Genomic DNA, 26,919 nt, shown 5'->3' on the forward strand with positions numbered 1-26,919 from the left:
CCGCGCTTCCGGCCACCCGCGTCCGTCGGCGGCAACCCGGGTCCGGGGCCCGGGAAGCCCGTGCGGTCGCCCGCCCGCCCCGGGGCGGATCAGCTAGAGAGCTTGCGCATCAGCCGGACGCCCTGGGCCGCCGTCAGGTGCGGCAGGTACGCCTTGCCGATCGCCCGGGTGATGCCGGGCAGCGCGGCCGGGTCGGGGTACGCCATGTACATCGGCCGGTACTCCGGCTGGAACTTCGCCTTGAAGGCCAGCAGCGAGCGGAAGCCGTACACCGGCTCCAGCACCTTGCCCATCCAGTCCAGCATCCGCTGCAGCCCGGTGGGCTCCTCGTCCTGCCCGGTGCGGGCCAGCGGCGCGCCCGACAGCGACAGGAAGCGCGCGCCCTCCTCCTTGAAGCCGAGCGCGGCCGAAGCGATCAGGAACTCGCTGACGCCGCGGAAGCCGTCCGAGCGCCGGCGCATGAAGTCCAGCGTCCAGCCGACCGGCACGCCGTCCTCGTACACCGGCATCCAGCTGGTCAGCCCGTGCACCACCCGCTGCTCGTCCACCGCGATCAGCACCCGCACGTCCGGGTCGTCCAGCTCCGCCAGCCCGCCGAGCGTGAAGCCCATCTCCGGCAGGCCCTTCTCGGAGACCCACTCCTCGGAGATCGCCCGGATCTGCTCCCGCAGGGCGAGCGGCGCCTCGTGGTACGCCCACCACTCCGCGGAGATGCCCTGCTTGCCGGCCTTGTTGAGGGCGGTGCGGATGTCCTGCCACTTGCGGCCGGTGAAGGCCAGCTCGGGCAGCGGCACCACGGTGTCCTCGGCGACCTGCAGCGAGCGCCAGCCGAGCCGCGCGGCGGCGTCCCTGGTCTCGCCGCAGACGCTGTAGAAGCACGGCGTCCACCCGCGCGCGTCGCAGTACCGGGCGAAGCCGGCCACCGCCCCGGCGCGGTCCTCCGGCGCGCCGAACGGGTCGCCGGTGGTCAGCGCGACGGTGCCCACCACCCGGTAGGCGACGGCCGCCCGGCCCTGCTCGTCGAACCAGTAGTGGTTGCCGTCCCAGGTGGCGATGAACGAGAGCGTCCCGCCGCCGTGCTCGGTCAGCAGCGCCCGCGCCCGTCCGGCCGCCGCCGCGTCGGTGTGTAGCACCGGACGGCGGAAGACGGAGAGCAGCACGGCCAGCGCGACCGCCCAGAACGCCAGCCCGCAGTACGTCTCCAGGAACCGCGCCACCGGCCCGACCGCGATCGGGTAGTCCGGCAGCAGGTCGTTGTACGCGGGCGGCAGGAACTGGGCCGGCAGCCCGGCCACCAGCCGGCGGGCGGTCGCCCCCGGCTCGAACTCCCCGGCCGCCAGCCGCCCGACCCCCACGTAGGTGGCCGCGGAGGCGAGCGCCGCGCCGCCGAGCACCAGGGCCAGCCGGCGCACCGAGCTGCCGGACAGCCGCAGCGGGAAGCGCTTGCGGGTGGCCACCAGCAGGGCGGTGGTCAGCAGCGGCAGCAGCAGCGCCTCGACGAAGTACTGCACCACGTCCCGGCTCACCGGCCCGGCGTCCAGGTACAGCCAGCACAGCAGCGCGGCCCAGAGCAGCTCGGTGGCCACGGTGACCAGCCAGGCCAGCCGCAGCCCCCGGCGCAGCCCCTCGGCGAGCACCAGCAGCAGCGCCGGGAAGAGCGCGGCCATCATCCGGCCCGGGGTGTCGAAGATCCGGACGACGGCGTGCGCGCGGGCGCAGTCGTGCGCCGACAGCGCGCAGAAGTCGGCGACCTCGTCCGGGCTGAGCCGGTGCGAGAAGTACAGCTCGGAGAAGGTGTTGAACGGTCCGCTGGCGTTGTCGTACAGCGAGGCGAGCAGCGGCCCGAAGGCGGCGGCGACCAGGCAGAGCGCGACCAGCACCCGGGTCTCGGAGTGCGAGGAGCGGTGCGTGCGCAGGTGCGGGCGGCCCCGGCTGACCAGCGCGCCCAGGCCGAGCCCGGCCAGCGCGGCGGCGCACCGCTGGACGCTCTGCAGGTGGCCCACGTACAGCGTCATCACCAGCGGGACGAGCAGCACCAGCAGGTGCAGCCGGCGGCGCCAGAGCACGGTGAGCCGGTACCCGAGCACCCCCGCCAGCGCGAACACGCCGACGCCGGGGCCGACCGAGATCTGGTCGGCCACCGAGGCGGTCCACTGCTCCCCCGCCGAGGAGCCGAAGGCGACCAGCGCGGTGCCCAGCAGGGTGCCGACGACCTGCCCGCCGACCAGCACCGCGAGGGTGCGCGGCCGCCCGAGCCGGTGCTCGGCGGCCGGGCCGACCAGGAGCAGCAGCAGGCTGGTGAACACGTACGAGCCGCTGCCGGAGCACCAGAACATCGAGGTGACCGGCGTCCACCAGTGGCCCTCGGCCAGCGTGGGCAGGCCGATCCCGGCCCGGTCCAGCAGCCGTTCGGACGGGCCGTGGCCCAGGCTCCCGGTGGCCGCGCCGAGCAGCCAGAGCCCGGCCAGCAGGGTCAGCGTCAGCGGCGCCGAGCGCAGCCGGGAGCCGAGCGCCCTGGCCGCCCGCCGGACCCGCTGCGGGCGCGGCTCCGCGGTGCGGGTGACCGGGGCCCGGTCGGTGCTTCGCCCGGCCGTGCGCTCCGCGTCCGGCCCCGGCTTGCGCTGCTCGCCGACGGTGGCCAGCGCGGTTCCCGCCCCGGTCACCGCGTCAGCCCGGTCTGCTGGGCGAGCCACGGGAGCTGCTGGACGATGCCGGGGCGGAAGACGACCCAGCCGTGGCCGCCCGGCATCAGGTCGAACTTGGACTTCATTCCGGCCGCCTGCGCGGCCCGGTAGACCTTCTCCATCTGCGGTCTGAACTCCTCGTCGGTCTCGCCGACGACCAACGCGACGTTGGTGTCCGGGAATTTCCTGCGGGCCATCACCTGGAGCGGATCGACCGCGTCGAACTTCTTCTCGTCACCGCCGAAGGCGGCCTTGACGGTCTGTTCCCGGCTGCCCAGGGTCGGTTCCTCCTGCCCGGACATGTCGAGGACGGTGCCGTACACGTCGGACGCGTTGACGCCGAGCTGGAGCGCGCAGGTGCCGCCCATCGAGGCGCCCCCGATCGCCCACGCGGTGCGGCCGGTCGCGGCCTGGAGGTTCTGGTGGACCCAGTCCGGCACGTCCACGGCCAGGTACGTCTGGGTCTTGGCGATCTTGGAGTCGAGGCAGAGCGTGTTGGCCCAGGTGGAGCCGAGCTGATCGGGCATCACCACGATCGGCGCGAGGCCGCCGTGGTCCGCGGCGAAGGCGTCCAGCGCCTCGTTGATCTGCGCGGAGAGCACCCAGTCCCCCGGGACGCCGGGCTGGCCGGTGATCATCACGACCACCGGCAGCAGCGGCCGCGGGGTGGCCTGGTAGGCGGGCGGCAGGTAGACGTACGCGTCGCGGGCCTTGAAGCCCGACCTGGTGCCGGGGATCGGCACCACCGAGACGGTGCCCTTCTCGGGCAGGTCCGCCGGGGGCTTCCAGACCTCCTCCAGCGACTTGCCGGGCGGGGCGCTCATGATCTGGCCCGCCTTGGTGGCGACCAGCCCGTCGGTCCTGGTCAGCCAGGGCGCCAGCATCACGCGCCCGCTCGGGAACTGGCCGAAGCCGATGTTGACCTCGGAGGAGGACATCAGCAGCACCAGGCCGCTCAGGCCCAGTGCGAGCCCCCGGCGCCGCCAGGTGAGCCGGCGCAGCCGGTAGCCGACCAGGCAGAGCCCGAGCAGGGCGACGGCTATCCACCAGGTGACGTACCGGGGAGTGCCCTCGGGGAAGGGGTGCCACCAGCCGTCGACCACCACGTCCAGCAGCCAGCTGAGCGCGGCCGCGGTGAACAGTGCGGCGGGTAGGCGGACCCGCCACCAGCTGCGGCCGCGGCCGATGGCTAGCGCGAACAGCGCCGCCCAGCCTGCCGCCAGCACGGCGTGCGGGATCAGGCCCTCGGTGAGCGGCCAGTCGATCGGGTTCCAGCGGGAGGCAAGGGTCAGCGTGGTCATGCGGCTTTGCCCGGCGGGGTGGTGTCGGCCAGGAAACCGTAGGCGACGACGTTGCCGTCGTAGCCGCGTTCCTCACTGTACGAACCGCCGCAGGTGATGACCCGCAGCTGTGCGTCAGCGGCCTGACGATAGACCCGGTCGTCCGGGAAGTCCTTTCGGTCGTGCACTTCGATGGCGTAGAGCTGGTAGACGGCGGTGGCGCCGTCCGCCCGGGCGATCTCGATCCGATCCCCGCGACGGAGCGCGCCCAGATGATAGAAGACCGCGGGGCCGGCCTTGTTGTCGACGTGTCCTGCCAGGATCGCGGTGCCGCGCTGGCCGGGGCTGGCCCCGCCGCGGTACCAGCCCGCCAGGTTGCGGTCCGCCTCGGGCGGGGTCTGGAGACGGCCGGCGCCGTCCAGCCCGAGCGCGGTGACCGGGGCGTCCAGCCGCACCGCCGGGATGCGGATCCGGGTCGGCGCGGACGGGCCGAGCGGCGGCACGATCGAGACCGGCGCGATCCCGGCCTGGGCCTGGCCGGCCCCCGGCGCGGGCGGCAGCGACGAACCTCCGTCGTGCAGCAGCCAGGCTCCGAGGACCAGCGCGGCCCCGGCCGCCAGGGTGCCCGGCCACGGGCCCCTGCTCTGCTGGACGCCCATGGGCGCTCCCCTCTGCCGACGGAACCCCGCTTCCTGGGAGTTTCCTGGGAACAATTCAACCGGAACGGACTGTAAGGCACGTCCATACGACGGTCGTACCGGCACCCGCCGATCGGCAGGGCGGACGGCCTCTTTTCTGCGCCGCGTGGGCGCCCGGTCGCGGAGCGCGACGACCGCCCCCCGCGCACGATCGCCGCGGGTGCACGCCCGACACGAGCTACCGACGGTTCAACGGACCCGATCGGTTGCGTCGTTCGAGCGATCACTCACGAGCTCGCGCTGCGCCTCTTCGACCGGCCCCGCCCTCGTGCCATGCTGACCCGGTTACGGGTTGTATCACCCACTTGTCCGACCGGACTCCGCACTCCCGCACGCCGCCCGCCCGCCCCACGAACGGAGTGACCATGGAAGCCCTCTCACGCCGCACCCTGCTGACGGCCGGCGCCGCCACCGCCGCCACCCTGGCGGCCGGGTGCGGCAGCAACCACGCCACCGGCGAGGAGCGGGCGACCGGCAGCACCGCGCCGGCCACCGGAGCGGCCGACGAGCAGGGCGCCACTCCGGCCCCGGCCCCGCTCCCCCGGCCGCAGCCGGTCCTGATCGGTGACGGCTCCACCTCGGACACCGGCGCCCAGCCGCACCAGCCCGTCCCCGACCGGCTGCAGCCCGGCCAGCGCCCGCCGCAGTTCGTGGTCTTCTCCTGGGACGGCGCCGGCGAGCTCGACAACGGCCTGTTCGCCCGCTTCCGCCGACTGGCCCGGGACCACGACGCGAAGATGACCTTCTTCCTCAGCGGCCTCTACCTGCTGCCCGAGTCCAAGAAGGACCTCTACCGCCCGCCGCAGCACAAGGCCGGCGCCTCCGACATCGGCTACCTGAGCGACCAGCACATCCGCGACACCCTGGAGAACGTGCACGCGGCCTGGCTGGAGGGCCACGAGATCGGGACCCACTTCAACGGCCACTTCTGCGGCTCCACGGGCGTCGGCGCGTGGTCCCCGGAGGAGTGGGACAGCGAGATCCAGCAGGCGATGGACTTCGTGACGAACTGGCGCACCAACACCGGCTTCACCGACCTGCCCGCGCTGCCCTTCGACTACCGCAAGGAGCTGATCGGCAGCCGCACCCCCTGCCTGGAGGGCCAGCGCAACCTGCTGCCCACCGCGGTCAGGCGCGGCTGGCGCTACGACAGCAGCGGCAACGGCACCCAGGTGTGGCCGCAGAAGATCCAGGGCGGCGCGCTGTGGGACCTCCCGCTGCAGTCCATCCCGTTCCCCGGGCACACCTTCCAGGTGCTCTCGATGGACTACAACATCATGTACAACCAGTGCGGCCCCAACACCAAGGCCGACCCGGCGCTCCAGCCCGGCTTCCAGACCCAGGCCCGCGACGCCTACCTGATGGGGTTCGACCGCACCTACAACGGCAACCGGGCGCCGTACGTCATCGGCAACCACTTCGAGGAGTGGAACGGCGGCATCTACATGAACGCCGTCGAGGACGTCCTCAGGACCATCGCGGACAAGCCGGAGGTCCGGCTGGTCTCCTTCCGGCAGCTGGTCGACTGGCTGGACGCCCAGGACCCGGCGGTGCTGCGCAAGCTCCAGACCCTCGCCCCGGGACAGTCCCCGGCCGGCGGCTGGGAGGCCTTCCTCGGCGCCCCGGCGGGGGCCGCGCCCCCCGCCACGGCCCCCGCCGGCGCCACCTCCGGCTGACCGTCAGGCCTTCGTCCGCACCCGGCCGGAGAGCACCGCGCCGAGCAGCGCCACCCCGGCCATCGACAGCAGGATCACCGCGAAGGCGCCGGGCGAGCCGGCCTCCCCGCCGCCGCCCCCGTGGGCGGCGGCGAGCGAGCCGCCGCCCAGCGCCGCGAACATCACCCCGGCCAGACCGGTCAGCAGCACATTGCCCAGCGCGTCGCTCATCTGGAGCGCGGCCGAGTTGGCCCCGGCGTCCTCCGGCGTGGAGAGCTTCATCATCAGCACGCTGACGCTCGCGATGGCCATCCCCATCCCGACGCCGCCGACGCCCCAGGCCACCGACGCGGCCCAGGCCGGCACCGCCGGGAATAGCACCAGCGCGGCGCCCGAGATCGCCACCGCGGTCAGCACGAAGCCGCCCCGGATCATCGCCGTGCGGTAGCGCTCCGCCCCGGGCCGGCCCTGGAGCCAGGAGCCGAGCGCCCAGGTGAGACCGCCGCTGGTCAGGGTCAGGCCGGCCAGCGTCGGCGAGAGCTCACGCTGGGTGGTCATCATCAGCGGGATGAAGGCCTCGGCGGCGAAGAACGCCCCCGCGGCCACCCCGCGCAGCAGGATCACGGCCGGCAGTCCCCGGCCGGCCCGCAGGGTCCGCGCCGGCAGCAGGCCGAGGACCGCCGGCACCAGCAGCGCCGCCCCGGCGATCCCGGGGACCAGTCCGATCAGGTCGCGCCGCTGGCCCGCGTACTGCAGCAGGCCGGCGCCGACCGCCGCCATCGCGGCCAGCAGGGTGCGACGGCGGTCGAAGGCCGCGCCCCTGGCCACCGGGTGCTCCCGCTCGGTGCGGGCCAGTGCCGGGCCCATCACGGCCAGCGGCAGCAGGATCAGCACCGGCACGGCCAGGAACACCCAGCGCCACCCCAGGTGCTGGGTGACGGCCCCGGAGACCAGCGGACCGATGATCGAGGGCAGCACCCAGGCCGAGGAGAAGGCCGCGAACACCGCGGGCCGCAGCCGCTCCGGGTAGGCCCGGCCGACCACCACGTACAGGGCGACGATCACCAGCCCGCCGCCGAGGCCCTGGATGGCCCGCCCGGCCACGAACACCCACATCCCGGGTGCCGTCCCGGCCACCACCAGCCCCACGCCGAACACGGCGATGCCGCTGAACAGCGGCCGCAGCGGGCCGCTCCGGTCGCACCACTGGCCGGAGACGACCAGGGCGAACAGGGTGGTGGTGAAGTAGCCGGAGAAGGCGAACGCGTACAGCCCGAGCCCGTTCAGCTCGCGGGCCGCGGTCGGCATCGCGGTGTTGACGGCCGTCGCCTCGAAGGCGATCACCAGGACCACCGAGACGATCCCCAGCGTCAGGGCACGGTAGCGGCCGCCGAGGACCCCACCACCGGGGTCGTCGTCGAGGGGTATCGGTACGGGGTCGACCGAGGTGGGGGAGGCAGTGGTCATACGTAACATCGTAAGAGCCGTCTGCCCCGATGACCCCTGACCCCGGTCGGTGATCTCCTCGGCCGCAAGGCCTAGGACGGGCCCCGGGACCCAGGACGGGCCCCGGCCGGGACCGCGGCGGAGGTCAGTGCAGCACCTTGAGGCCCACCACGCCGGAGACGATCAGCAGCAGGCAGGCGATCCGGGCCATGGTCACCGCATCCCCCAGGACGGCCATGCCGTAGACCGCGGTGCCGACCGCTCCGATGCCCACCCAGACGGCGTAGCCGGTGCCGATCGGAATGGTGCGCATCGCGTACGCCAGGCCGCCCATGCTGAACAGCAGTGCGATGCCGAAGACGAGGCTGGGAACGAGGCGGGTGAAGCCCTTGGACGATTCCAGGGCGACCGCCCAAACGGTCTCCAGGACACCCGAGACGATCAGAACGAGCCAGGCCATGACGGTGGTACCTCCGCAGTCCACAGCGGCCGGATTGCCGCTGAACTGCGCCGTCTTGTCGTCACCGGGTACGACGCGCTCGTCCGGGGTGGCGGAAATACCGCCACCTGCCCCCGACGGTAGCACACCTTGCCATACAGAATTTACATAAGGGCATTGACCCCTCTCCCCCGGATCGGCCACTATGAATTCACTGGCCGTGTGCCCGAGTGGCTTAGGGAACCGTCTGCAAAGCGGTGCACGCGGGTTCGATTCCCGCCATGGCCTCACCGGAAAAGGAAATTGCCGGTCGACTCCGAAAGTCGGCCGGCAATTTCCTTTCCCTGCTTTCCGCCTTTTCCGGGAGCTCCCGGTCCGTCCCGGGAGCTCCCGGTCAGGCGGTGACGGCGTCCTCCGCCCGGATCGGCAGCCGGCCGACCGGCAGGCCGGTGGCGGCGCGCACGGCCGCGGCGACGGCCGCCGGGGCGACCACCGCGGGCACGGCTCCGACCGCCTTCGCGCCGAACGGGGCCACCACGTCGCGCTCCTCCAGCAGCGCGGCGATCCGCACCTCCGGGGTGTCCAGCGCGGTGGGCAGCCGGTAGCCGGTGAGCGAGGGGTTCAGCAGCACCCCGCCCTCCGTCCGCAGGTCCTCCAGCAGCGCCAGGCCCACGCCCTGGGCCACTCCCGCCTCGATCCGGTCCTCGATCTGGCGCGGGTTCAGCGCCCGGCCGACGTCCTGGGCGACCGTCATCTCGACCACCCGCACGGCGCCCAGCTCGATGTCCACGTCCACCACCGCACGCATCGCGCAGAACGAGATGGAGACGAAGGCGTCGCCCTGCCCGGCCTCGTCCAGCGGCTCGGTGGGGTGCGGGCGGCACTGCGCGGTGGCCCAGAGCTCCTTGCCCTCCAGCGCCTCGGCGACCGGCATGCCGAGCACCCCGTCGTACGAGGTGATCTTGCCGTCGGCGATCTGGAGCAGCTCCGCGGACATCCCGAAGTTCGCCGCGATCGGCTGCAGCAGCTGGTGGCGGACCATCAGCGCGGCCCGCTCGACGGCGCCGCCGGAGACCCAGGTGTGCCGGCCGCGGGCGGACGGCCCGGCGATCGACTGGTCGCTGTCGGCCGGGGCGATGTAGACCTCGCTGACGCCCAGCACGGTCTGCACGATCTGCCGGGCCAGCGTGGCGAAGCCCTGCCCGGCGTCGACCGCCGCGCAGATCACCGTGGCGTGGTCCCCGCTGACCCGCACGGTCGCCGTGGAGACCTCGTCCTCGCCCTCGGCGCCCAGCATGTGCACCATGCCGACGGCGTAGCCGATCCCGCGCCGCACCGCCGCCGGGTCGCCCGCGCCGCCGGGCCCGCCGGGCAGCAGCCACTCGGCGTCCGGGTCGTCCACCGGCAGGGCCGGCAGCGGCTCGGCGGCGACCGCGTCCAGCAGGGCGCGCACCGGCGCCGGGCAGGTGACGGCCTGACCGGTGGGCAGCGGGTCGCCGGTGGACATCGCGTTGCGGCGGCGGATCTCCACCGGGTCCACGCCGATCCGGGCGGCCAGCTGGTCCAGCTGCGACTCGTACGCGAAGCAGGCCTGCAGGGCGCCCTCGCCGCGCATCCGGCCGGCCGGCGGGTTGTTGGTGCGCACCGCCCAGGCGTCCACGAAGACGTTCGGGCAGACGTACGGACCGGCCGAGAAGGCCGTCGCGGCGGCCAGCGCCTCGGCGGAGACGTCCGCGTAGGCGCCGCCGTCCAGCAGGATCTGCGCCTCGACCTTCACCAGCGTGCCCTCGGCGTCGGCGTGGTGGCGGTAGCGCAGGAGCGCGGGGTGGCGCGAGGCGTGGGTGTGGAAGGACTCCTCGCGGGTGAGCGTCATCTTCACCGGCCGCCCGGTGCGCAGCGCCAGCAGGGCCAGGGTGACCTGGAACGAGAGGTCCTCGCGGTCGGTGGTGGCGCCGGGCACGCCGGTGACCACCAGCCGGACCCGGTCCGGCTCCAGGCCCAGGCAGGCGGCGGTGCGGTCGCGGTCGCCGTGCGGGTCGGTGGAGGACAGGTGCAGCTCGACGCCGCCGTCCGGGCGCGGTACGGCCAGCCCGGCCTCGGCGCCGAGCGGGGCCGGGTCCTGCCGGCCGACCTGGTAGAGGCCCTCGACGACGATCTCGCCGACCGCGTCCGGGTCCCCGGTGCGCAGCGGCAGGTGGCGGAACAGGTTGCCGTCCGGGTGCAGCGGCGGCGCGGTGAAGGCCTGCTCCGGGTCGGTGACGGCCTCCAGCGGCTCGTAGTCGACCGCGATCAGGCCGACCGCCAGCCGGGCGGTGTCCGGGTGGTCGGCGGCCACCGCGGCGATCGGCTCGCCGTGGTGGCGCACCACGCCGGCGGCCAGCACCGGCCGGTCGGCGACGATCGGCCCGGCCGGGGCGCCGTCGGGGGTGCCGTCCGGTCCGGGCGGCAGGTCGGCGGCGGTGACCACGGCGTGCACGCCGGGCAGCGCCAGCGCGGCCGAGGTGTCGATGCCCCGGATCCGGGCGTGCGGGTGCGGAGAGCGCAGCACCGCGCCCCACAGCAGCCCCTCGGCCCACAGGTCGGCCGCGTACGGGTAGATGCCGAGCGCCTTGGGCAGCGCGTCGCTGCGCAGCGGGGAGCTGCCCAGGCCGATCGGCTCCGGTGCGCCGCCCTCGCCGCCGTCCTGCTGGAGTGCTGCGCCGATGTCGGTAGGCGACGTCATGATGCGTGGTCGTCCTCGGGGAGCCGGATGCCGTGGGCGGGGGTGGCACCGTACGGGACACCGGCCGGGGCGCCGCCCTCGGCCGGGGCACCGTGCGGGTGCGGGGCGGCGTACGGGGTGCCGTGCGGCGGCGTGCCGTCGTAGACGGAGCCGGGCAGCGGGGTCCCGTGCGCGGGGGTGGGCTCGTAGACCGGGGCGTCGTACCCGGTGTCGTAGCCGTTCTGCTGCTGGTGGCCGTCCGGGTAGGGCACGTAGGTGCCGTGCGCGGGGGTGGCCTGGTACGGCTGCTCGGGGTAGCCCTGCGGCGGGTAGTACACCTGGTCGTCGGCGGCCTGGGCGGGGATCCGGGCGGGGATGTCGTCCCGGATCGGGGCCAGCACGGTGGTGTCGTACACGCCGGTGTCGTAGCCGCCCTGGGGGTCGCCGTACGGCAGCCCGGCCGGGGCCTGCTCGACGGCGGGCTGTGCCATGGCGTGCTGTTCCACGGCGGGCTGCGCCGGGTGGTGCTGCTCGGCGGCGTGCTGCTCCGGGTGGTAATGCTCCGCCGGGTGGGTGACCGGGTGGGCCTCGACGGGCTGCTGCGGGACGTGCTCGATCCAGGCGTCGGCGTCGGCGTAGACCGGCGGCTCGACGGCCTGCCCGGGTTCGACCGGCGCGTCCACCGGCACGTCGGCGGGCGGTTCGGCGACCGGCTCGGCCGGTCCCCCGGGGGCGGGCCCGGCGGCCTGCGCGGCGGCCTCGGCGAGCGCGGCGGCCTCCTCCGCCTCCTCGGCCTCCGCCGCGCGGGCGTCCGCGACGGTCTGGACGGCGGCCAGCACGCCCCGGTAGCCGGTGCAGCGGCAGAGGTTGCCGCACAGCGCCTGACGGGCCTCCACCTCGGTGGGCCGGTGGTTGCGCTGGAGCAGGTCGTGCACCGCCATCGCCATGCCGGGGGTGCAGTAGCCGCACTGAACGGCGCCGGAGGCGGCCAGCGCCTGCTGGACGGCGCTCGCGCCGCCGGCGGCGGACAGGCCCTCGACGGTGCTGATCTCGCTGTCCGCGGCCAGGGCGGCTGGCACCAGGCAGCCGGCCACCAGCTGGCCGTCCACCTGCACCGAGCAGGCCCCGCACTCGCCCTGCTCGCAGCCGTCCTTGGCGCCGGCCAGGCCGAGCCGCTCGCGCAGCACGTAGAGCAGGCTCTCGCCGATCCACGCGTCGGTGACGGGCCGTTCGAAACCGTTGACCCGCAGCGTGTACGAGGCGCACGGGCGCAGCTCGCGGCTGACCTGCGGGGAGAGGCCGAGCGGGTCGGCGTCCAGGGTCTCGATGGGGTCTGTGGTCACTTCAGCGCCCTTCCCAGTGCCCGTCGGGCCAGCACCGATACGGTACGCCGCAACCGAACCGCGGCCGCGGTCGGCCCCTCGGTCACGGCCTCCCAGGCGCCCTCGGCGCCGTAGTTGTCGGGGACGCAGGCGGCGGCCACGTACTCGCCGAAGGCGGCGGTCGCGGCCGGGTCGATCTCCCGGCTGCCGTCCCAGTCGATGCAGCCGGCCACCCAGGCCTCGGCCTCCAGCGGGCGCAGCGGCACCGGCGCGACGGCCCCGACGGCGCAGCGCACCGAGCGCCGGGCCGGGTCGAGGACCAGGGCGACGGAGGCGGTGGCGCGGGCCGGTCCGCTGCGGCCGGTGGCCTTGAGGAAGACCTGCGGGGCGTGCAGCAGCGGGACGCGCACCCAGGTGAGCAGTTCGCCGGGGCGCACCGGGTCGAGTCCGGTGAGCAGGTGACTGACCGGCACCTCGCGGGTGCCCCCGGCCCGGGCCAGGGTGACGCTGGCCTCCAGCGCGGTGAGCACCGGGAGGGTGTCGCCGGCCGGGGCGGCGGTGACGATGTTCCCGCCGAGGGTGCCGACGTTGCGGACCTGCGGCGGGCCGGCGGTGCGGGCGGCGTCGGCGAGCGCGGGGATGAGCGCCGCGAAGTCGGGGCGGTCCATCCGGGCGTGGGTTAGTCCGGCGCCGAGCACGGCCGTGCCGCCGTCCTCGTAGCGCCAGCCGCGCAGTTCGGTGATCCGGCCGAGGCCGACCAGGGCGGCGGGGCGCAGTCGGCCGGCGTTGACGGCCTCCATCAGGTCGGTGGCTCCGGCCACCGGTACCGCGGCCGGGGCGGCGGCCAGCGCGTCGACGGCCTCGTCGAGGGAGGCCGGCAGCATGATCGTCCGGTTCACCTGGGTCCCACCGTGCTCCACTTGCTCATCGATCGCCTGCCGCCCGCCGGCCTTCGGCCGTACTGTCCTGCGTCAGCAGCCCGGCCTGGCCCGTAGGGTACGGGCGATCGGGCCGGGTTGGGCAACTCTGGCACACAATGCTCGATGATCATTTCGGGACCGGTGAACGGGACTGCCCGATTGGGACTGATACCGGGCGGTATCTGCCCCGACCCGCTCCGGGCCAGGGCAGATGTTCATCAGTTCTTGACGTCGGACGACCGCTCAGAAGTTCCCCGCGGGTAGGACCGGGGCGTTTCCCGCGGGTCTTCGCCGGGTCCGGCAGGCCCCGCGGGACACCCCCTACCGCACCGGCGGCGGGCCCTCGATCGGCCGGCCGAGCACCCCGGGGCGGCGCTGCCACGGGTGCGGACCGTCGGCCGGGCGGTACTCGACGCCGAGCGCGTCCAGCGCCCTCAGGTGCGTCGCCAGCCGCTGCTCGAAACCGGCGAAGTCCCGCTCGGCCGGCTCGGCGGGCAGCTCCGACCAGGCGACCTCGGCGAAGGCGACCAGCCGGGGGAAGGCCCGGTAGTCGATGTCCCGGGCGCTGTCCATGAACTCGCTCCACAGGTTGGCCTGGGTGCCGATCACGTGCCGGGCGGCGGCCTCGTCCAGCTGCTCGGGGACCGGCTCGAACCGGTAGACGTCCTCCAGCGTGCGCACGAATCCGACCGGGATCGGCTCGTCCGGTCCGTCCGCCTGCCGGTGGTCGAAGTAGACGTGCTGCTCGGGGCACATCACCACGTCGTGCCCGGCCTTCGCGGCGGCGACCCCGCCGCCGAAGCCGCGCCAGGAGGAGACGGCGGCGCCCGGCGCGAGCCCGCCCTCCAGGATCTCGTCCCAGCCGATCAGCCGGCGGCCGCGGTCGGCCAGCCAGCCGTCGAAGTGCCGGATGAGGTGGCTCTGCAGTTCGTCCTCGTTGGCCAGGCCCAGCTCGCGTATCCGGGCCTGCGCGGCGGCGCTGTCCTTCCACTGCTCCTTGGGGCACTCGTCGCCGCCGAGGTGGATGAACTCGGACGGGAAGAGCTCCAGGACCTCCTCCAGCACGCCCTCGAAGAAGCGCAGGGTCTCCTCGGAGGCGTTGAGCACGTTGTGGCTCACCCCCCAGTCGGTCCAGACCCCGAGCGCGGCGGTGTCCACCACGTCGGTGTTGCCCAGCTCGGGGTAGGCGGACACGGCGGCCTGGGTGTGGCCGGGCAGGTCGATCTCCGGGACGACGGTGACCCCGCGGGCGGCCGCGTAGGCGACGATCTCGCGCAGGTCGTCCTGGGTGTAGTAGCCGCCGTGCGGGCGGTCGTCGCGGCGCTGCCCGGCCCGGTAGCCGACCATCGAGCGCTCCCGCCAGGCGCCGCGCCCGGTCAGCCTCGGGTAGCGCTTGATCTCCACCCGCCAGCCCTGGTCGTCGGTCAGGTGCAGGTGCAGCACGTTGAGCTTGTGCGCGGCCAGCAGGTCGACGAAGCGCAGCACGTCCGACTTGGGCAGGAAGTGCCGGGCGACGTCGAGCAGCGCGCCGCGCCAGCCGAACCGGGGGGCGTCCGCGATGTCGGCGCCGGGCAGGACCCAGCCCTCGCGGCGCAGCGGCGAGCGGCGGTAGGCGTCCGGCCCGAGCAACTGCCGCAGGGTCTGCGCGCCCCACAGCGCTCCGGCCGGGCCGCCCGCGGCGAGCAGGGCGTGGCCGGGGCGCACCGTGATCCGGTACGCCTCGGCGGCGAGCGTCCGGTCCTCGACCAGCTCGATGCCCGAACCCGGCCGGCCCGGGCCGAGCGGCAGCCCGGTGGCGGCGGACAGTGTGGTCCGCAGCCAGCGCTCGGCGTCGGCCAGCGCGGGGGGTGCGGTCAGCGTGGTGGCGGAGTCGAGCGGGTAGTCCTCGTCCGGGCGGCGAACGGCACTCGACGGTGCGGGAATGAGGTCCATTCCGACATCCTGCCCACGCCCCGACGATTGGCATAGACCACCGGGGAAACCCTGGTGCTATGCAAAACGGCGTTGTGCGCGGCGCCGCGGACTACTTGTTGTCGCCGTCGCCGCCCTGCGGCTTGCCGATGCCGTCGTAGATCTCCTTGCACATGGGGCAGACCGGGTACTTCTTCGGGTCGCGCCCGGGCACCCACACCTTGCCGCAGAGCGCCACCACGGGAGACCCGGAGAGGGCACTCTCCATGATCTTGTCCTTCTGGACGTAGTGCGCGAAGCGCTCGTGGTCGCCGTCCCCGTGGGACACCTGTGGGACGGGCTCGACCAGGGTGCCGGTGCCGAGGCCGCGCTCGGGCTCAAGAGTGCTCATGGGTGCCAAGTCTATGGGGGCCTCCGGAAACCCGGCCAGTGTCGCGGCGCGGGGCCGGTCGGCTCAGTTCATCGTGGGGTCGTCCGGGTAGGTCGCCAGCAGGGCGAGCGGGCCGCGCTGGCGGCGCAGGACCGCACGCCACAGCCGCTCCGGCTCGGGACTGGAGACGTCCCCCGGCTCGCAGTCCACCAGGTACCAGGCGCCGCTCTCCAGCTCCGCCTCCAGCTGCCCCGGCGACCAGCCGGCGTACCCGGCGAAGATCCGCAGGCTGCCCAGCTCCCCGGCCAGCACCTCGGGCGGCGCCTCCAGGTCCACCAGGCCGATCGCGCCGTGCACCCGGCGCCAGCCGAGCGGCTCGCCGGTGCCCGGCTCCCCCGGTGCCACCGCGAGGCCGAGCGCCGAGTCCAGCGCCACCGGGCCGCCCTGGAAGACCACGGCCGGCTGTCCGACGAGTCTGTTCCAGCCGTCCAGCACGCTTCCCACCTCGACCGGCGTCGGCCGGTTGAGGACCACGCCGAGCGCCCCCTCGACGTCGTGGTCGAGGAGCAGCACCACCGCCCGCGCGAAGTTCGGGTCGGTGAGCAGGGGCGTCGCGACGAGCAGACAGCCGGTGTGGGACCGGCCTCCGTGCGAATGGGCCGCCGTCATGCCCACATGATCCCGCAGAACGGCACCGCTCGGACACCGCAACACCCGGAAACCCCCACGCCGGACGAACACCCGTACGGCCGCACCGGGGGGCGGGCGCGGGCCCGGAGAGAGCACCATCACGGGAGAGGCTCACGGGAACCAACGGAGCGCCTACTACCATCTACGTCTGGTGGACGCCTATACGGTGCCGACTCGGTTTCGCCGGGGGCCCGAACGCGCCCGTACGAACGGTCCACCACCGGCTCTCTCCCGGAGCCGCCCTTTCCGACTCCTCTGGCACCCCGGATTGCGAGAACGATGACCGACGACGTCCTGCTGGTCCATGGCGGAAATCCGCTCGAAGGCGAGATCCGCGTCCGCGGTGCGAAGAACCTGGTGCCCAAGGCCATGGTCGCCGCCCTCCTCGGGCAGGGCCCCAGCAGACTGCGCAACGTCCCGGACATCCGCGACGTCAAGGTGGTCCGCGGCCTGCTGCAGCTGCACGGCGTGACCGTGCGCACCGGTGACGAGGACGGCGAGCTGATCCTCGACCCCTCGCACGTCGAGAGCGCCAACGTCGCCGACATCGACGCGCACGCCGGCTCCTCGCGGATCCCGATCCTGTTCTGCGGCCCGCTGCTGCACCGCCTCGGCCACGCCTTCATCCCCGGCCTCGGCGGCTGCGACATCGGCGGCCGCCCCGTCGACTTCCACTTCGAGGTGCTGCGCCAGTTCGGCGCCACCATCGAGAAGCACCCGCAGGGCACCTACCTGGTCGCCGCGCAGCGGCTGCGCGGCACCAAGATCGAGCTGCCCTACCCCTCGGTCGGCGCGACCGAGCAGGTGCTGCTCACCGCCGTCCTCGCCGAGGGCGTCACCGAGCTGCGCAACGCGGCCATCGAGCCGGAGATCGTCGACCTGATCTGCGTGCTGCAGAAGATGGGCGCGATCATCACGCTGGGCACCGACCGGACGATCCTGATCACCGGCGTGGACGAGCTGAACGGCTACAACCACCGCGCGCTGCCGGACCGCCTGGAGGCGGCCTCCTGGGCCTGCGCGGCGCTGGCCACCAAGGGCGACATCTACGTCCGCGGCGCCCGCCAGCTGGAGATGATGACCTTCCTGAACACCTTCCGGAAGGTCGGCGGCGCCTTCGAGGTGGACGACGAGGGCATCCGCTTCTGGCACCCGGGCGGCGAGCTCAAGGCGATCGCCCTGGAGACCGACGTGCACCCGGGCTTCCAGACCGACTGGCAGCAGCCGCTGGTGGTCGCGCTGACCCAGGCCACCGGCCTGTCCATCGTCCACGAGACGGTGTACGAGTCGCGGCTCGGCTTCACCGGCGCGCTGAACCAGATGGGCGCGCACATCCAGCTCTACCGCGAGTGCCTGGGCGGCACGCCGTGCCGCTTCGGCGCCCGCAACTTCCTGCACTCCGCGGTCGTCTCCGGCCCGTCCAAGCTGATCGGCTCCGAGCTGGTCATCCCGGACCTGCGCGGCGGCTTCTCGTACCTGATCGCGGCGCTGGCGGCCGAGGGCACCTCGACCGTGCACGGCATCGACCTGATCAACCGCGGCTACGAGAACTTCATGGACAAGCTGCGCGACCTGGGCGCCCACGTCGAGCTGCCCAGCGAGCAGCTGGTCGACGCCTGACGGTCCGGTCCCAACGGCGAGAGGCCGGGCTCCCCAGCGGGGAGCCCGGCCTCTCGGGCGTTCAAGGGGTGGCTCAGGCAGCGCCCTTGGCGGCTTCCTTCAGCTTCGAGCCGGCGCTCACCTTGGCGCTGTAGCCCGCGGCGATCTGGATCGGCTCGCCGGTCTGCGGGTTGCGGGCGGTGCGGGCAGCGCGGTGGGTGCGCTCGAAGGTCAGGAAACCGGGGATGGTGACCTTCTCGTCGCCCTTGGCGACGACCTCGCCGACGATCTCGGCGAAGGCGGCCAGAACGGCGTCGGCGTCCTTGCGGGTCACCTCGGCGCGCTCGGACAGCGCGGCCACCAGCTCACTGCGGTTCATGTGTACTCCTGTGGTCTGTTCGCTTGCGGTGCGCGGGGGCCCATCGGTGCTCCCACCGGGGGGCACCCGGATGGGCCGCAGGTCCGCACACTGTGCTCATGCAGGCAATGCGTGGTCGCAGGCCGGGTCCGTACCCGATGCCGCGCGCCGGAGCCGTCGAAGGCCCACCCGCCCGCCTGGATACGAATCCTGCCCCGACCGGCCCCGAGAAAGCCAATCGGGCCCCGGGCGAGCCACCCGAACATCGCCCGCTCGCTGGAGGTGTGACGCTCCGTCGGCTCCGGCGGACCGGGCGCGGGCGGCGGTCGGGACGACACGCCGGAAGACCAGGGGGACGTTCCGTACTTGTCGGACACGCCTGCCCCGTGCAGGGCTACGGTACGCCCTAGGACTGACAAGCCCAAACACGCCCCTCGCCCTTGTGTCGCAAGGGTTCGGGGCGGGCTGGGCGGGTATGGCCCTTATTCGTACATTTGAGCGATCTGTGACACGTCGCCCGACCCGGTCGTCAGAGCTTGACGACGGGGAACGCGGCGGTGTCCAGGGTGCCGACGATGCCGGGGGTCGGACGGGCCGGCGCGGGGTCCTCCTGGGCCCCCGCCAGGGCCGCCTCGCGCACCGCGGAGGCGACGGTCTTGGCGACGTCCTTGTGGAACACGCTCGGGATGATGTAGTTCGCGTTCAGCTCGTCGTCCGCCACGGTGGTGGCCAGCGCCCGGGCGGCGGCGATCATCATCTCGGTGTTGACGGTGCGGCTCTGGGCGTCCAGCAGGCCGCGGAAGACGCCCGGGAAGACCAGCACGTTGTTGATCTGGTTCGGGAAGTCGCTTCGGCCGGTGGCGACCACGGCGGCGGTCTGCCGGGCGATGGCCGGGTCGACCTCCGGGTCCGGGTTGGCCAGCGCGAAGACGATCGAGTCCTCCGCCATGGTGGCCAGGTCGTCGCCGTCCAGGACGTTCGGGGCCGAGACGCCGATGAAGACGTCGGCGCCCGCCACGGCCTCCTTGAGGCTGCCGGTGCGGCCCGAGCGGTTGGTGTGCTCGGCGATCCAGCGCAGGTTCTCGTTGAGGTCCCCGCGGCCCAGGTGGACCACGCCGTGCACGTCCGCCACGGTGGCGTGCTCGACGCCGGCCGCCATCAGCAGCTTGAGGATCGCGGTGCCGGCGGCGCCGGCGCCCGACATCACCACCCGGATGTCGGCGATCCGCTTGCCGACCACCTTCAGCGCGTTGGTGAGGGCGGCCAGCACCACGATCGCGGTGCCGTGCTGGTCGTCGTGGAAGACCGGGATGTCCAGGGCCTCGCGCAGCCGGGCCTCGATCTCGAAGCAGCGCGGCGCGGAGATGTCCTCCAGGTTGATCCCGGCGAAGCCCGGGGCGATCGCCCTGACGATGGCGACGATCTCGTCGGTGTCCTGGGTGTCCAGGCAGATCGGCCAGGCGTCGATCCCGGCGAAGCGCTTGAACAGGGCCGCCTTGCCCTCCATGACCGGCAGCGCGGCCTCGGGGCCGATGTTGCCCAGGCCCAGCACCGCCGAGCCGTCGGTGACCACGGCGACGCTGTTGCGCTTGATGGTCAGGCGGCGCGCGTCCTCGGGGTTCTCCGCGATCGCCATGCAGACCCGGGCGACGCCGGGGGTGTAGATCATGCTGAGGTCGTCACGGTTGCGGATCGGCAGCTTCGAGGACATCTCGATCTTGCCGCCGAGGTGCATCAGGAAGGTGCGGTCCGAGACCTTGCCGATCGACACGCCGTCGATCGCGCGCAGCTTCTCGACGATCTCCTCGCCGTGCGCGACCGAGGAGGCCGCCACCGTGACGTCGATCCGCAGCGCCTCCAGGCCGGAGGCGGTGACGTCGAGACCGGTCACCGACCCGCCGGAGGACTCCACGGCCGTGGTGATCGCACTGACGGCGTTGCCCCGGGCCGGGACCTCCAGCCGTACCGTGATCGAGTTGGAGACACTGGGCACCGTCGCCATCGACGCTTCCTTCTTCCGTCTGTCCCGCAGGCTCAACATTTTGTTGAAGGCATCGCCCGCGCATGCTAGACCTCGATCGTCGCACCTTCCAAGGGGTAGCCAGAAATAACGTTCATTGAGTGTGCGGACCCGACAATCCCACCCAATGGCCGCCGGTCCCCCGCCGCTCACTCCTTGCCTCTCCCGGCCGATGCGTTACATTGGACGGGACACCGGCTCGATCCAAGCCCCCGGGCCCAACCTTCGTCCCTTCGAGGGACCACTTGCCGCGAGGCGAGCATGGCGGGTCGGTGTCGTAAACGTCTGAAGGCCCCTCACCGTCCGGTGAGGGGCCTTCTTCCGTCGGGTCCCGACGAGTGCCGTCGGGACCCGACGGGCCGTCAGCCGTGCAACAGCGCGGGCACGCCGTCCGCGTCCGGCAGGTCGTCCGGACCGGAGAGCACGGTCAGCCGCTGGGTCGCGCGGGTCAGCGCCACGTACAGCACCCGCAGCCCGGCCTCCGACTCGCCGGCGATGCCGGTCGGGTCGGCCACCACGGTCGCGTCGTACTCCAGGCCCTTGGCCTCCAGACTGCCCAGCGCCACCACGCGCCCGCCCAGGCCCTCGGCCCAGCCGGCCGCCTCGTCCCGGCGGTCCATCGGCACCACGATCGCCACGGTGCCGTCCACCTCGGTCAGCAGCCGCTCCAGCTCGGCCCGGGCGGCCTCGCCGAAGGCCTCCGGCGAGGGGTCGGTGGTGGCCGCGAAGCGCGGCTCCACGCCGACGCGGCGCACCGCGCTCGGCGACGGGGTGCCCGGCGCGGCCAGCGCCAGCACCTTCGCCGCGACCTCGGCGATCTCGGCCGGGTTGCGGTAGTTCACGGTCAGCGTGAAGCGGCGGCGCGGCTTGCCGGAGAGCACGTCGTCCAGTGCGGCCTGGGCCTCCTGCGGGAACGGCCAGGAGGACTGCGCCGGGTCGCCGACGATCGTCCAGGTGGCCATCCGGGCCCGGCGGCCGATCATCCGCCACTGCATCGGGGTGAGGTCCTGCGCCTCGTCCACGATGATGTGCGCGTACTCCCTGCGCTCGACCGGCTGGCGGTCGCGCTGGCGGGTGGAGCGGTCGGCGAAGGTGGTGACCTCCTCCAGGCCGCTCAGCAGGTCCACCGCGTCCACCTCGCGGACCTTCGGGCGGGCCGGCTCGCCCAGCAGCACCTGGAGCTCGTCGATCAGCGCGACGTCGTGCGCGGACAGCGCGCCCGCGCCCTCCGCGGACAGGTGGCGCCAGGAGGCGGCCAGCAGCCTGGCCTCGTCCGGGGTGACGGCGCGGCGGGCGATCCGGTTGGTGTGCCGGTGCTGCCGCAGCGTGCCGAGCACCCGGCGCGGGCTCAGTGCCGGCCACCAGGCGTCCAGGAAGTCCAGGAACGACGCCTCGTCCGAGACGTACTCGTCGAAGGACTCCTTCTCCTCCTGGCGCTGCTCGCGGGCGTAGTGGTCGGCGGGCTTCGGCAGGTCCCTGGTGGCCTGCTGCCACAGGGCGTCCAGCAGCAGCCGGCGGGCCCGCGGGCGCAGCAGGTTCAGCGGGGTGCCGCCGGAGCCCACCACGTTGCCGCGCACGGCCTTCAGCCGGGAGGCGTCCAGCTTCAGCACCTCGCCGCGGGCGACGACCTTCAGCTCCTGCGGCGCGCCCAGCTCCAGCGCCGCGCGGGCGGCCCGGCGCAGCAGCTGCACCATCCGGCCCGAACCCTTGACCCGGGCCGCCTCGGGAGTGTCGTAGGTGCCCGCCTCGATGCCGTCCACCAGCGAGCCGACCGCCCGGATGGCGACCTGGCCCTCCTCGCCCAGCGCGGGCAGCACGCCCTCGGTGTAGGACACCAGCAGCGGGGTCGGCGAGACCACCAGGATGCCCCCGGCGTAGCGGCGGCGGTCCTGGTAGAGCAGGTAGGCGGCGCGGTGCAGGGCGACGGCGGTCTTGCCGGTGCCGGGGCCGCCGGTGACCAGGGTGGCGCCCGCGGCGGCGGCGCGGATCACCTCGTCCTGCTCCTTCTGGATGGAGGAGACGATGTCGCGCATCGAGTGGCTGCGGGCGCGGCCCAGCGAGGCCATCAGCGCACCGTCGCCGACCACGGCCAGCTCCTCGCCGTCCAGGGTCGGGGCGAGGTCCGGACGCAGCAGGTCGTCCTCGACGCCGATCACCTTGCGGCCCTTGGAGCGGATCACCCGGCGACGGATCACCCGGCCCGGTTCGACCGGGGTGGCGCGGTAGAAGGGGGCGGCGGCGGGCGCGCGCCAGTCGATCACCAGCGGGCCGTACTCGGCGTCCAGCACGCCCAGTCGGCCGATGTGGAGGGTCTCGGCGACGGCCGGGTCGGCCGGGTCGAGCGGGGTGTCCGACGGGATCCCGTGCTCCTCCGGGGCGTCCGCCCGCTGGAGGTCGATCCGGCCGAACAGGAAGTCCTCGAACTCGCTGTTCAGTCGGTGGAGGTGGGCGCCGGCCCGGTAGACCTGGGCGTCGCGTTCGGCGAGCGCGCCGGGGGTGCCGACCTGGACCCGCTTGGCGGCGTCCTCCAGGATGTACTCGGCCTCGGCGAGCTTCTCCTCCAACCGGTGGTAGACGGTGTCGAGGTGCTGCTGCTCACCGGCGATCTCGCGCGCGCGGACGGTCTCGTGGTCGGTGGCGGGGGTGGTGGGCGTGTTGCTCTGCATGGCCTCGGTGGTTGCGGCGGAATCCCGCTCCGGAAAACGAGCGGACGGATGATCCTACGCCGCCACCCCCGGGCCGCGCTGCTCCGGAACGTACAAAAATCGAAGGGCCGCCCTCCGCGGAGCGGAGGGCGGCCCTTCGAGTCAACATGGGGTGGTGGAGATGCCGGGAATCGAACCCGGGTCCAGTGGAGTTAATTCAGGGCTTCTCCGAGCGCAGTCCGCTGTGCTTTTCTCGGCCCTGGCGGTCACACGGACAAGCCGCCAACAGGCCCAGCTGCTGTTTGATTTCCCATCCACCCTCGCAGCCCGGGCGGACGGTTGAGTTCCCTAGATTATGCCAGGGTCCGGGTCGGGAACTCCCCGGTCTGACACCCAAGCGCTATCGGTGCTTATTAGGCAGCGAGAGCGAACTGCTGGGAATCGCGCTTAGAGTTGGCGATTATTTTTTTGCGACACGTGGTTAACGAGATCATTGCCGCGTTCCTCGGCTCGCTTCCCCTGTTTCAACATCCCCTGTCGAAACCGATCATCCCCATGTTTTGTTGAGAAACAGCTCGGACGGTGACCGTCCTTGTTGCTGGCGCCATACTACGCGAGGCGACCAGCGGGGGTCCAGCCGATTAACTCTGGCGCCGCCGGGCCGCCGCCACGGCGCGGGCCGTCTCGCGGGTGTCCTGCTTCTCGCGCAGGGTCTGCCGCTTGTCGTAGAGCTTCTTGCCGACCGCGAGGGCCAGTTCGAGCTTCACCCGGCCGTCCTTGAAGTACAGCGAGAGCGGGACCAGGGTGTGGCCCGCGTCGCGGACCTTGGTCTCGATCTTCTGGATCTCCATCCTGTGCAGCAGCAGCTTGCGCTTGCGCCGGGCCGCGTGGTTGGTCCACGTCCCCTGGGTGTACTCGGGGATGAAGACGTTGTCGATCCACGCCTCGTGGTTCTGGATGTACGCGTAGCCGTCGACCAGGTTGGCCCGCCCCTCGCGCAGCGACTTGACCTCGGTGCCGGTGAGCACCAGGCCGCACTCGTAGGTGTCGAGGATCGTGTACTCGTGTCGCGCCTTCTTGTTCTGCGCGATCAGCTTCTGTCCGGTTTCCTTTGCCATAACCCGGTCATTCTCGCACTTCGGGGCCGGATGGGGCAGCTGCTTTAGGCACGGGTGCCGAGCCCCGCGAGGACCCGCAGGGCGAGCTCGTCGGCCTCCTCGCCCGAACCGGCCGGGACGTCGGGCGTCAGGCCGGTACCGTCCGGGGAGCGTCCGGCCGGGGTGTAGTAGCGGCCGACGGTCAGCTCCAGCACGGCGCCGTCGGCGAGCCGGCTGGGCTGCTGGACGGTGCCCTTGCCGAAGGTCCGCGAGCCCACCACCACGGCGCGGCTGCGGTCCTGGAGGGCCCCGGCGAGCAGTTCGGCGGCGCTCATCGTGCCGCCGTCCACCAGCAGCACCAGCGGGGTGCGCTGGTCGCCGCCGGGCGGGGCGGTCAACTCCCTGGTCTCGCCGCGCTCCTGGTACGAGCCGACCGTTCCGCCGTCCAGGAAGATCCCGGCGGTGCCGGCCGCCTCGTCGACCAACCCGCCGGAGTTGCCGCGCAGATCGAGCACCACGCCGGTGTGCGGGGCGCGCAGCGCGGCGCGCACCTGGTCGGCCACGCCGCTGGTGAAGGCGCGCACGGTCACCCGCAGCACGCCCTTGCCCAGCTGCTCCGCGGTGACCTGCCGACTGTCCAGGAGCACGCGCCGCAGCCGCAGTTCGCGCTCCTCCGCCCCGCCGCGCCGGACCGCCAGGGTGACCTCGGAGCCGGCCCGGCGCTCCTCGCCCCGGCCGCGCAGCCGCGCGACCACCTCGGTGACCGGCAGGTGGTCGGCCTGGTCCTGACCGATCCGCACGAGCCGGTCGCCGGGGGCGATCCCGGCCGCGGCGGCCGGGCCGCCGGGGGCGACCTGGGAGACCTCGGTGACGCCGTCCTGGCCGCGGCCGACCGAGAGGCCGACGCCCGGGTAGCGGCCGTCCAGGCCCTGGCTGAACTCCGCGTACTCCTGGGCGCTGTAGTACGCGCCCCAGCGGTCGCCGCCGGCCGCCAGCAGGTGCTCGGCCTGCTGCTCCGACAGGGTGGCACCGGCCGGGTCCGCCGGGAGCCCGCCGGCGGCCCGGGCGGTGTCGGCGGAGGACCGGTGCGGCGGGTCGCCCGGGTCGCCCCAGGCGCCGGTGGCCGCGCCGGCCAGCAGCACGGCGCCGAACACCAGGCTGAGCACGGTCACCTGGCGGGCCCTGCGCGGAGTTTGCAGCATGGCACCGGAGTGTAGACACCGCCGCGCGCGGGACGAACCGCAACGGTGGACCGCGGAACGCCGACGGCCCCGTACGGCGCAGTGCCGTACGGGGCCGTCGGGCCTGCGGGAATCAGACCTTGAGGTACTTGCGCAGGGTGAAGAAGGCCGCGACGCCGGCCATGCCCATACCCACCACGATCAGCAGCGGTATCACCGCGAGCACCGAGCCGAGCCCGATGAAGTGGATGAACTGCACCCGGTCGGCCAGCCAGTTCTGGACGAAGAAGTGCCCGCCGATCAGCAGTCCGGAGGCCATCGCCGCGCCCAGCAGCGCCGAGAAGGCCGCCTCGGCGATGAAGGGCATCTGGACGTAGAAGTTCGAGGCACCGACCAGGCGCATGATCCCGGTTTCGCGCCGCCGGCTGTACGCCGACACCCGGACGGTGTTGACGATCAGCAGCAGGGCGACGAACAGCATCAGCACCATGATCACGAAGGCCGCCGTCTGGAGGCCGTTGAGCAGGCCGAACAGGTTCTCCAGGATCTTCCGCTGGTCCTCGACCGACTTGACGCCGGGCTTGCCGGCGAAGGCGCTCTGGATCACGTCGTACTTGGTCGGGTCGTTGAGCTTGACCCGCCAGGACTGCGGCATGGCGTCCGGACCCAGGACGGAGATGAGCGGGTTGTCCGGGTTCATCTCCTTCCAGTGCTTGTACGCCTCGGGCGAGCTCTCGTAGGTGGACGACTGGACCACCGAGGTCATCTTGTCCAGCTGGTCCTTGATGTCCTGGACCTGCTGGTCGGTGGCCGCGCCCTTGTCGCACTGGGGCGAGTTGCGGGCGTCCGCCTTCGTGCAGAAGTAGATGCTCACCTCGACCTTGTCGTACCAGTACCCCTTCATGGAGTTCACCTGGTCGCGGACCAGGAGCGAGGAACCGGCGAGGGCGAGGGAGAGCGCGACGCTGACCACGACCGCGATGGTCATGGTCAGGTTGCGTCGGAGACCCACACCGATCTCCGACAGGACGAACTGGGCACGCATGCGGGATACAACTCCAGGGTCGGTACTGCTCTGGTCTGGCGGGTCGGGCCGGCGGCCCCACGGGTCAGCGCTGGTCGGTCAGTGCTGGTATCCGTAGACGCCGCGGGCCTGGTCGCGGACGAGCAGCCCCTTGTCGAGTTCGATGACGCGCTTGCGCATCTGGTCGACGATGGCCTGGTCGTGGGTGGCCATCAGCACCGTGGTGCCGGTGCGGTTGATGCGGTCGAGCAGCTTCATGATGCCGACCGAGTTCTGCGGGTCGAGGTTGCCGGTGGGCTCATCGGCGATGAGCAGCATCGGACGGTTCACGAAGGCGCGGGCGATGGCCACGCGCTGCTGCTCACCACCGGACAGCTCGCCCGGCATGCGGTCCTCCTTGCCGCCGAGGCCGACCAGCTCCAGCACCTCGGGCACCACCTTGTTGATGGCGCTCTTGGGCTTGCCGATCACCTCCAGGGCGAAGGCGACGTTCTGCGCGACCGTCTTGTTCGGCAGCAGGCGGAAGTCCTGGAAGACGGTGCCCAGCTGGCGGCGCATGTGCGGCACCTTCCAGTTGGACAGCTTGCCGAGGTCCTTGCCCAGTACGTGCACCGCGCCCGTGCTGGGACGCTCCTCGCGCAGGCACAGGCGCAGGAAGGTGGACTTTCCCGAGCCGGACGAGCCGACCAGGAAGACGAACTCACCCTTCTCGATCTCCAGCGAGACGTTGTCCAGGGCGGGACGGTTCTGCTTGGGATAGGTCTTGGAGACGTTGTCGAATCTGATCACGGCTGCATCACGGAGGCCATCCTAGGCGGCGCCAGTCCTCGGTCGATCCGCCCCGGAGGCCCGGTCCATGGGCGGGCGAAAGGAGCGCGG

20 protein-coding genes, 1 tRNA gene, 1 other RNA gene and 1 riboswitch are annotated in these 26,919 nt (G+C 72.9%); of the genes, 3 read left to right on the top strand and 19 right to left on the bottom strand.

The genetic code is table 11. The features are described 5' to 3' along the window. Nucleotides 1-89 precede the first annotated feature (89 nt). From ACGFSC_RS29790 to ACGFSC_RS29800, 3 genes are read right to left on the bottom strand one after another with little or no spacing between them, the layout of a single operon-like run. Nucleotides 90-2,663, bottom strand: a complete 2,574-nt coding sequence (locus ACGFSC_RS29790) for a rhomboid family intramembrane serine protease (RefSeq protein WP_359904209.1) — start codon at nucleotides 2,661-2,663, stop codon at nucleotides 90-92. Then, the gene (locus ACGFSC_RS29795) at nucleotides 2,660-3,985 is read right to left on the bottom strand and encodes an alpha/beta hydrolase-fold protein (RefSeq protein ID WP_359904212.1); all 1,326 of its coding nucleotides are present in this window, start codon (nucleotides 3,983-3,985) and stop codon (nucleotides 2,660-2,662) included. The genes ACGFSC_RS29790 and ACGFSC_RS29795 overlap by 4 nt, the downstream gene beginning before the upstream one ends. Then, a complete protein-coding gene (locus ACGFSC_RS29800; RefSeq protein ID WP_359904215.1) occupies nucleotides 3,982-4,623 on the bottom strand; it encodes a class F sortase in 642 nt (213 codons plus the stop codon). The genes ACGFSC_RS29795 and ACGFSC_RS29800 overlap by 4 nt, the downstream gene beginning before the upstream one ends. Before the next feature lie 404 nt (nucleotides 4,624-5,027). Between ACGFSC_RS29800 and ACGFSC_RS29805 the strand changes: the two genes are divergently transcribed. Beyond that, a complete protein-coding gene (locus ACGFSC_RS29805) occupies nucleotides 5,028-6,338 on the top strand; it encodes a hypothetical protein (protein ID WP_359904218.1) in 1,311 nt (436 codons plus the stop codon). Between the two features lie 3 nt (nucleotides 6,339-6,341). Here ACGFSC_RS29805 and ACGFSC_RS29810 read toward each other — a convergent pair whose 3' ends face one another. Then, a complete protein-coding gene (locus ACGFSC_RS29810; protein ID WP_359904221.1) occupies nucleotides 6,342-7,784 on the bottom strand; it encodes an MFS transporter in 1,443 nt (480 codons plus the stop codon). A gap of 124 nt (nucleotides 7,785-7,908) precedes the next feature. Further along, nucleotides 7,909-8,223, bottom strand: a complete 315-nt coding sequence (locus tag ACGFSC_RS29815; protein ID WP_359904224.1) for an SMR family transporter — start codon at nucleotides 8,221-8,223, stop codon at nucleotides 7,909-7,911. Nucleotides 8,224-8,267: 44 nt separating this feature from the next. After that, nucleotides 8,268-8,333, bottom strand: a riboswitch (guanidine-III (ykkC-III) riboswitch). A gap of 85 nt (nucleotides 8,334-8,418) precedes the next feature. On the opposite strand from ACGFSC_RS29815, the gene ACGFSC_RS29820 reads away from it, so the two are divergent. Beyond that, nucleotides 8,419-8,490 (top strand) — tRNA-Cys (locus ACGFSC_RS29820). Between the two features lie 106 nt (nucleotides 8,491-8,596). Here the strand turns inward: ACGFSC_RS29820 and ACGFSC_RS29825 are convergent. The 6 genes from ACGFSC_RS29825 to ACGFSC_RS29850 all read right to left on the bottom strand — a co-directional run bounded on the left by ACGFSC_RS29825 (nucleotide 8,597) and on the right by ACGFSC_RS29850 (nucleotide 16,095). Next, on the bottom strand, nucleotides 8,597-10,924 hold the full coding sequence (locus ACGFSC_RS29825) for a xanthine dehydrogenase family protein molybdopterin-binding subunit (protein WP_359904227.1): 2,328 nt from the start codon (nucleotides 10,922-10,924) through the stop codon (nucleotides 8,597-8,599). After that, nucleotides 10,921-12,246, bottom strand: a complete 1,326-nt coding sequence (locus ACGFSC_RS29830; protein WP_380351907.1) for a 2Fe-2S iron-sulfur cluster-binding protein — start codon at nucleotides 12,244-12,246, stop codon at nucleotides 10,921-10,923. The genes ACGFSC_RS29825 and ACGFSC_RS29830 overlap by 4 nt, the downstream gene beginning before the upstream one ends. Further along, the gene (locus tag ACGFSC_RS29835) at nucleotides 12,243-13,109 is read right to left on the bottom strand and encodes an FAD binding domain-containing protein (protein WP_355265826.1); all 867 of its coding nucleotides are present in this window, start codon (nucleotides 13,107-13,109) and stop codon (nucleotides 12,243-12,245) included. Before ACGFSC_RS29835 ends, ACGFSC_RS29830 begins: the two co-directional genes overlap by 4 nt. 357 nt (nucleotides 13,110-13,466) lie before the next feature. Then, the gene (locus ACGFSC_RS29840; protein ID WP_359904230.1) at nucleotides 13,467-15,077 is read right to left on the bottom strand and encodes a beta-N-acetylhexosaminidase; all 1,611 of its coding nucleotides are present in this window, start codon (nucleotides 15,075-15,077) and stop codon (nucleotides 13,467-13,469) included. Between the two features lie 91 nt (nucleotides 15,078-15,168). After that, nucleotides 15,169-15,447: a DUF3039 domain-containing protein gene (locus ACGFSC_RS29845; RefSeq protein ID WP_359904233.1), complete on the bottom strand. Its 279-nt coding sequence runs from the start codon at nucleotides 15,445-15,447 to the stop codon at nucleotides 15,169-15,171. 63 nt (nucleotides 15,448-15,510) lie between these two features. Continuing rightward, nucleotides 15,511-16,095 carry a YqgE/AlgH family protein gene (locus ACGFSC_RS29850; protein WP_359904235.1) on the bottom strand — a complete coding sequence of 195 codons (585 nt, stop codon included), beginning with the start codon at nucleotides 16,093-16,095 and terminating at the stop codon, nucleotides 15,511-15,513. A 300-nt stretch (nucleotides 16,096-16,395) separates the two neighbouring features. Here ACGFSC_RS29850 and murA point away from each other — a divergent pair, with 300 nt between their 5' ends. Next, a complete protein-coding gene (gene murA / locus ACGFSC_RS29855; RefSeq protein ID WP_359904238.1) occupies nucleotides 16,396-17,736 on the top strand; it encodes a UDP-N-acetylglucosamine 1-carboxyvinyltransferase in 1,341 nt (446 codons plus the stop codon). 73 nt (nucleotides 17,737-17,809) lie between these two features. Here murA and ACGFSC_RS29860 read toward each other — a convergent pair whose 3' ends face one another. The 8 genes from ACGFSC_RS29860 to ftsE all read right to left on the bottom strand — a co-directional run bounded on the left by ACGFSC_RS29860 (nucleotide 17,810) and on the right by ftsE (nucleotide 26,829). Beyond that, complete coding sequence (locus ACGFSC_RS29860) at nucleotides 17,810-18,094, bottom strand: HU family DNA-binding protein (protein ID WP_030242980.1); 285 nt, start codon at nucleotides 18,092-18,094, stop codon at nucleotides 17,810-17,812. Nucleotides 18,095-18,602: 508 nt separating this feature from the next. Next, nucleotides 18,603-20,075, bottom strand: coding sequence for an NAD-dependent malic enzyme (locus ACGFSC_RS29865; protein ID WP_359904241.1), 1,473 nt, complete (start codon nucleotides 20,073-20,075; stop codon nucleotides 18,603-18,605). A gap of 380 nt (nucleotides 20,076-20,455) precedes the next feature. Further along, a complete protein-coding gene (locus ACGFSC_RS29870) occupies nucleotides 20,456-22,759 on the bottom strand; it encodes a UvrD-helicase domain-containing protein (RefSeq protein WP_359904244.1) in 2,304 nt (767 codons plus the stop codon). Between the two features lie 152 nt (nucleotides 22,760-22,911). Further along, nucleotides 22,912-23,293, bottom strand: a transfer-messenger RNA (tmRNA) gene (ssrA, locus tag ACGFSC_RS29875). Nucleotides 23,294-23,379: 86 nt separating this feature from the next. Further along, complete coding sequence (gene smpB, locus ACGFSC_RS29880) at nucleotides 23,380-23,856, bottom strand: SsrA-binding protein SmpB (protein WP_359904247.1); 477 nt, start codon at nucleotides 23,854-23,856, stop codon at nucleotides 23,380-23,382. A gap of 44 nt (nucleotides 23,857-23,900) precedes the next feature. Next, on the bottom strand, nucleotides 23,901-25,037 hold the full coding sequence (locus tag ACGFSC_RS29885; RefSeq protein WP_359904249.1) for a S41 family peptidase: 1,137 nt from the start codon (nucleotides 25,035-25,037) through the stop codon (nucleotides 23,901-23,903). 112 nt (nucleotides 25,038-25,149) lie between these two features. Continuing rightward, on the bottom strand, nucleotides 25,150-26,061 hold the full coding sequence (ftsX, locus tag ACGFSC_RS29890) for a permease-like cell division protein FtsX (protein ID WP_359904252.1): 912 nt from the start codon (nucleotides 26,059-26,061) through the stop codon (nucleotides 25,150-25,152). A gap of 78 nt (nucleotides 26,062-26,139) precedes the next feature. Next, entirely contained in the window at nucleotides 26,140-26,829 is a 690-nt protein-coding gene (ftsE, locus tag ACGFSC_RS29895; RefSeq protein WP_030059730.1) for a cell division ATP-binding protein FtsE, read from the bottom strand. Nucleotides 26,830-26,919: the final 90 nt, after the last annotated feature.

Origin of the sequence: Kitasatospora sp. NPDC048715 (assembly GCF_043198905.1) — a bacterium.
Taxonomy (GTDB): Bacteria; Actinomycetota; Actinomycetes; order Streptomycetales; family Streptomycetaceae; genus Kitasatospora; species Kitasatospora lactacystinica.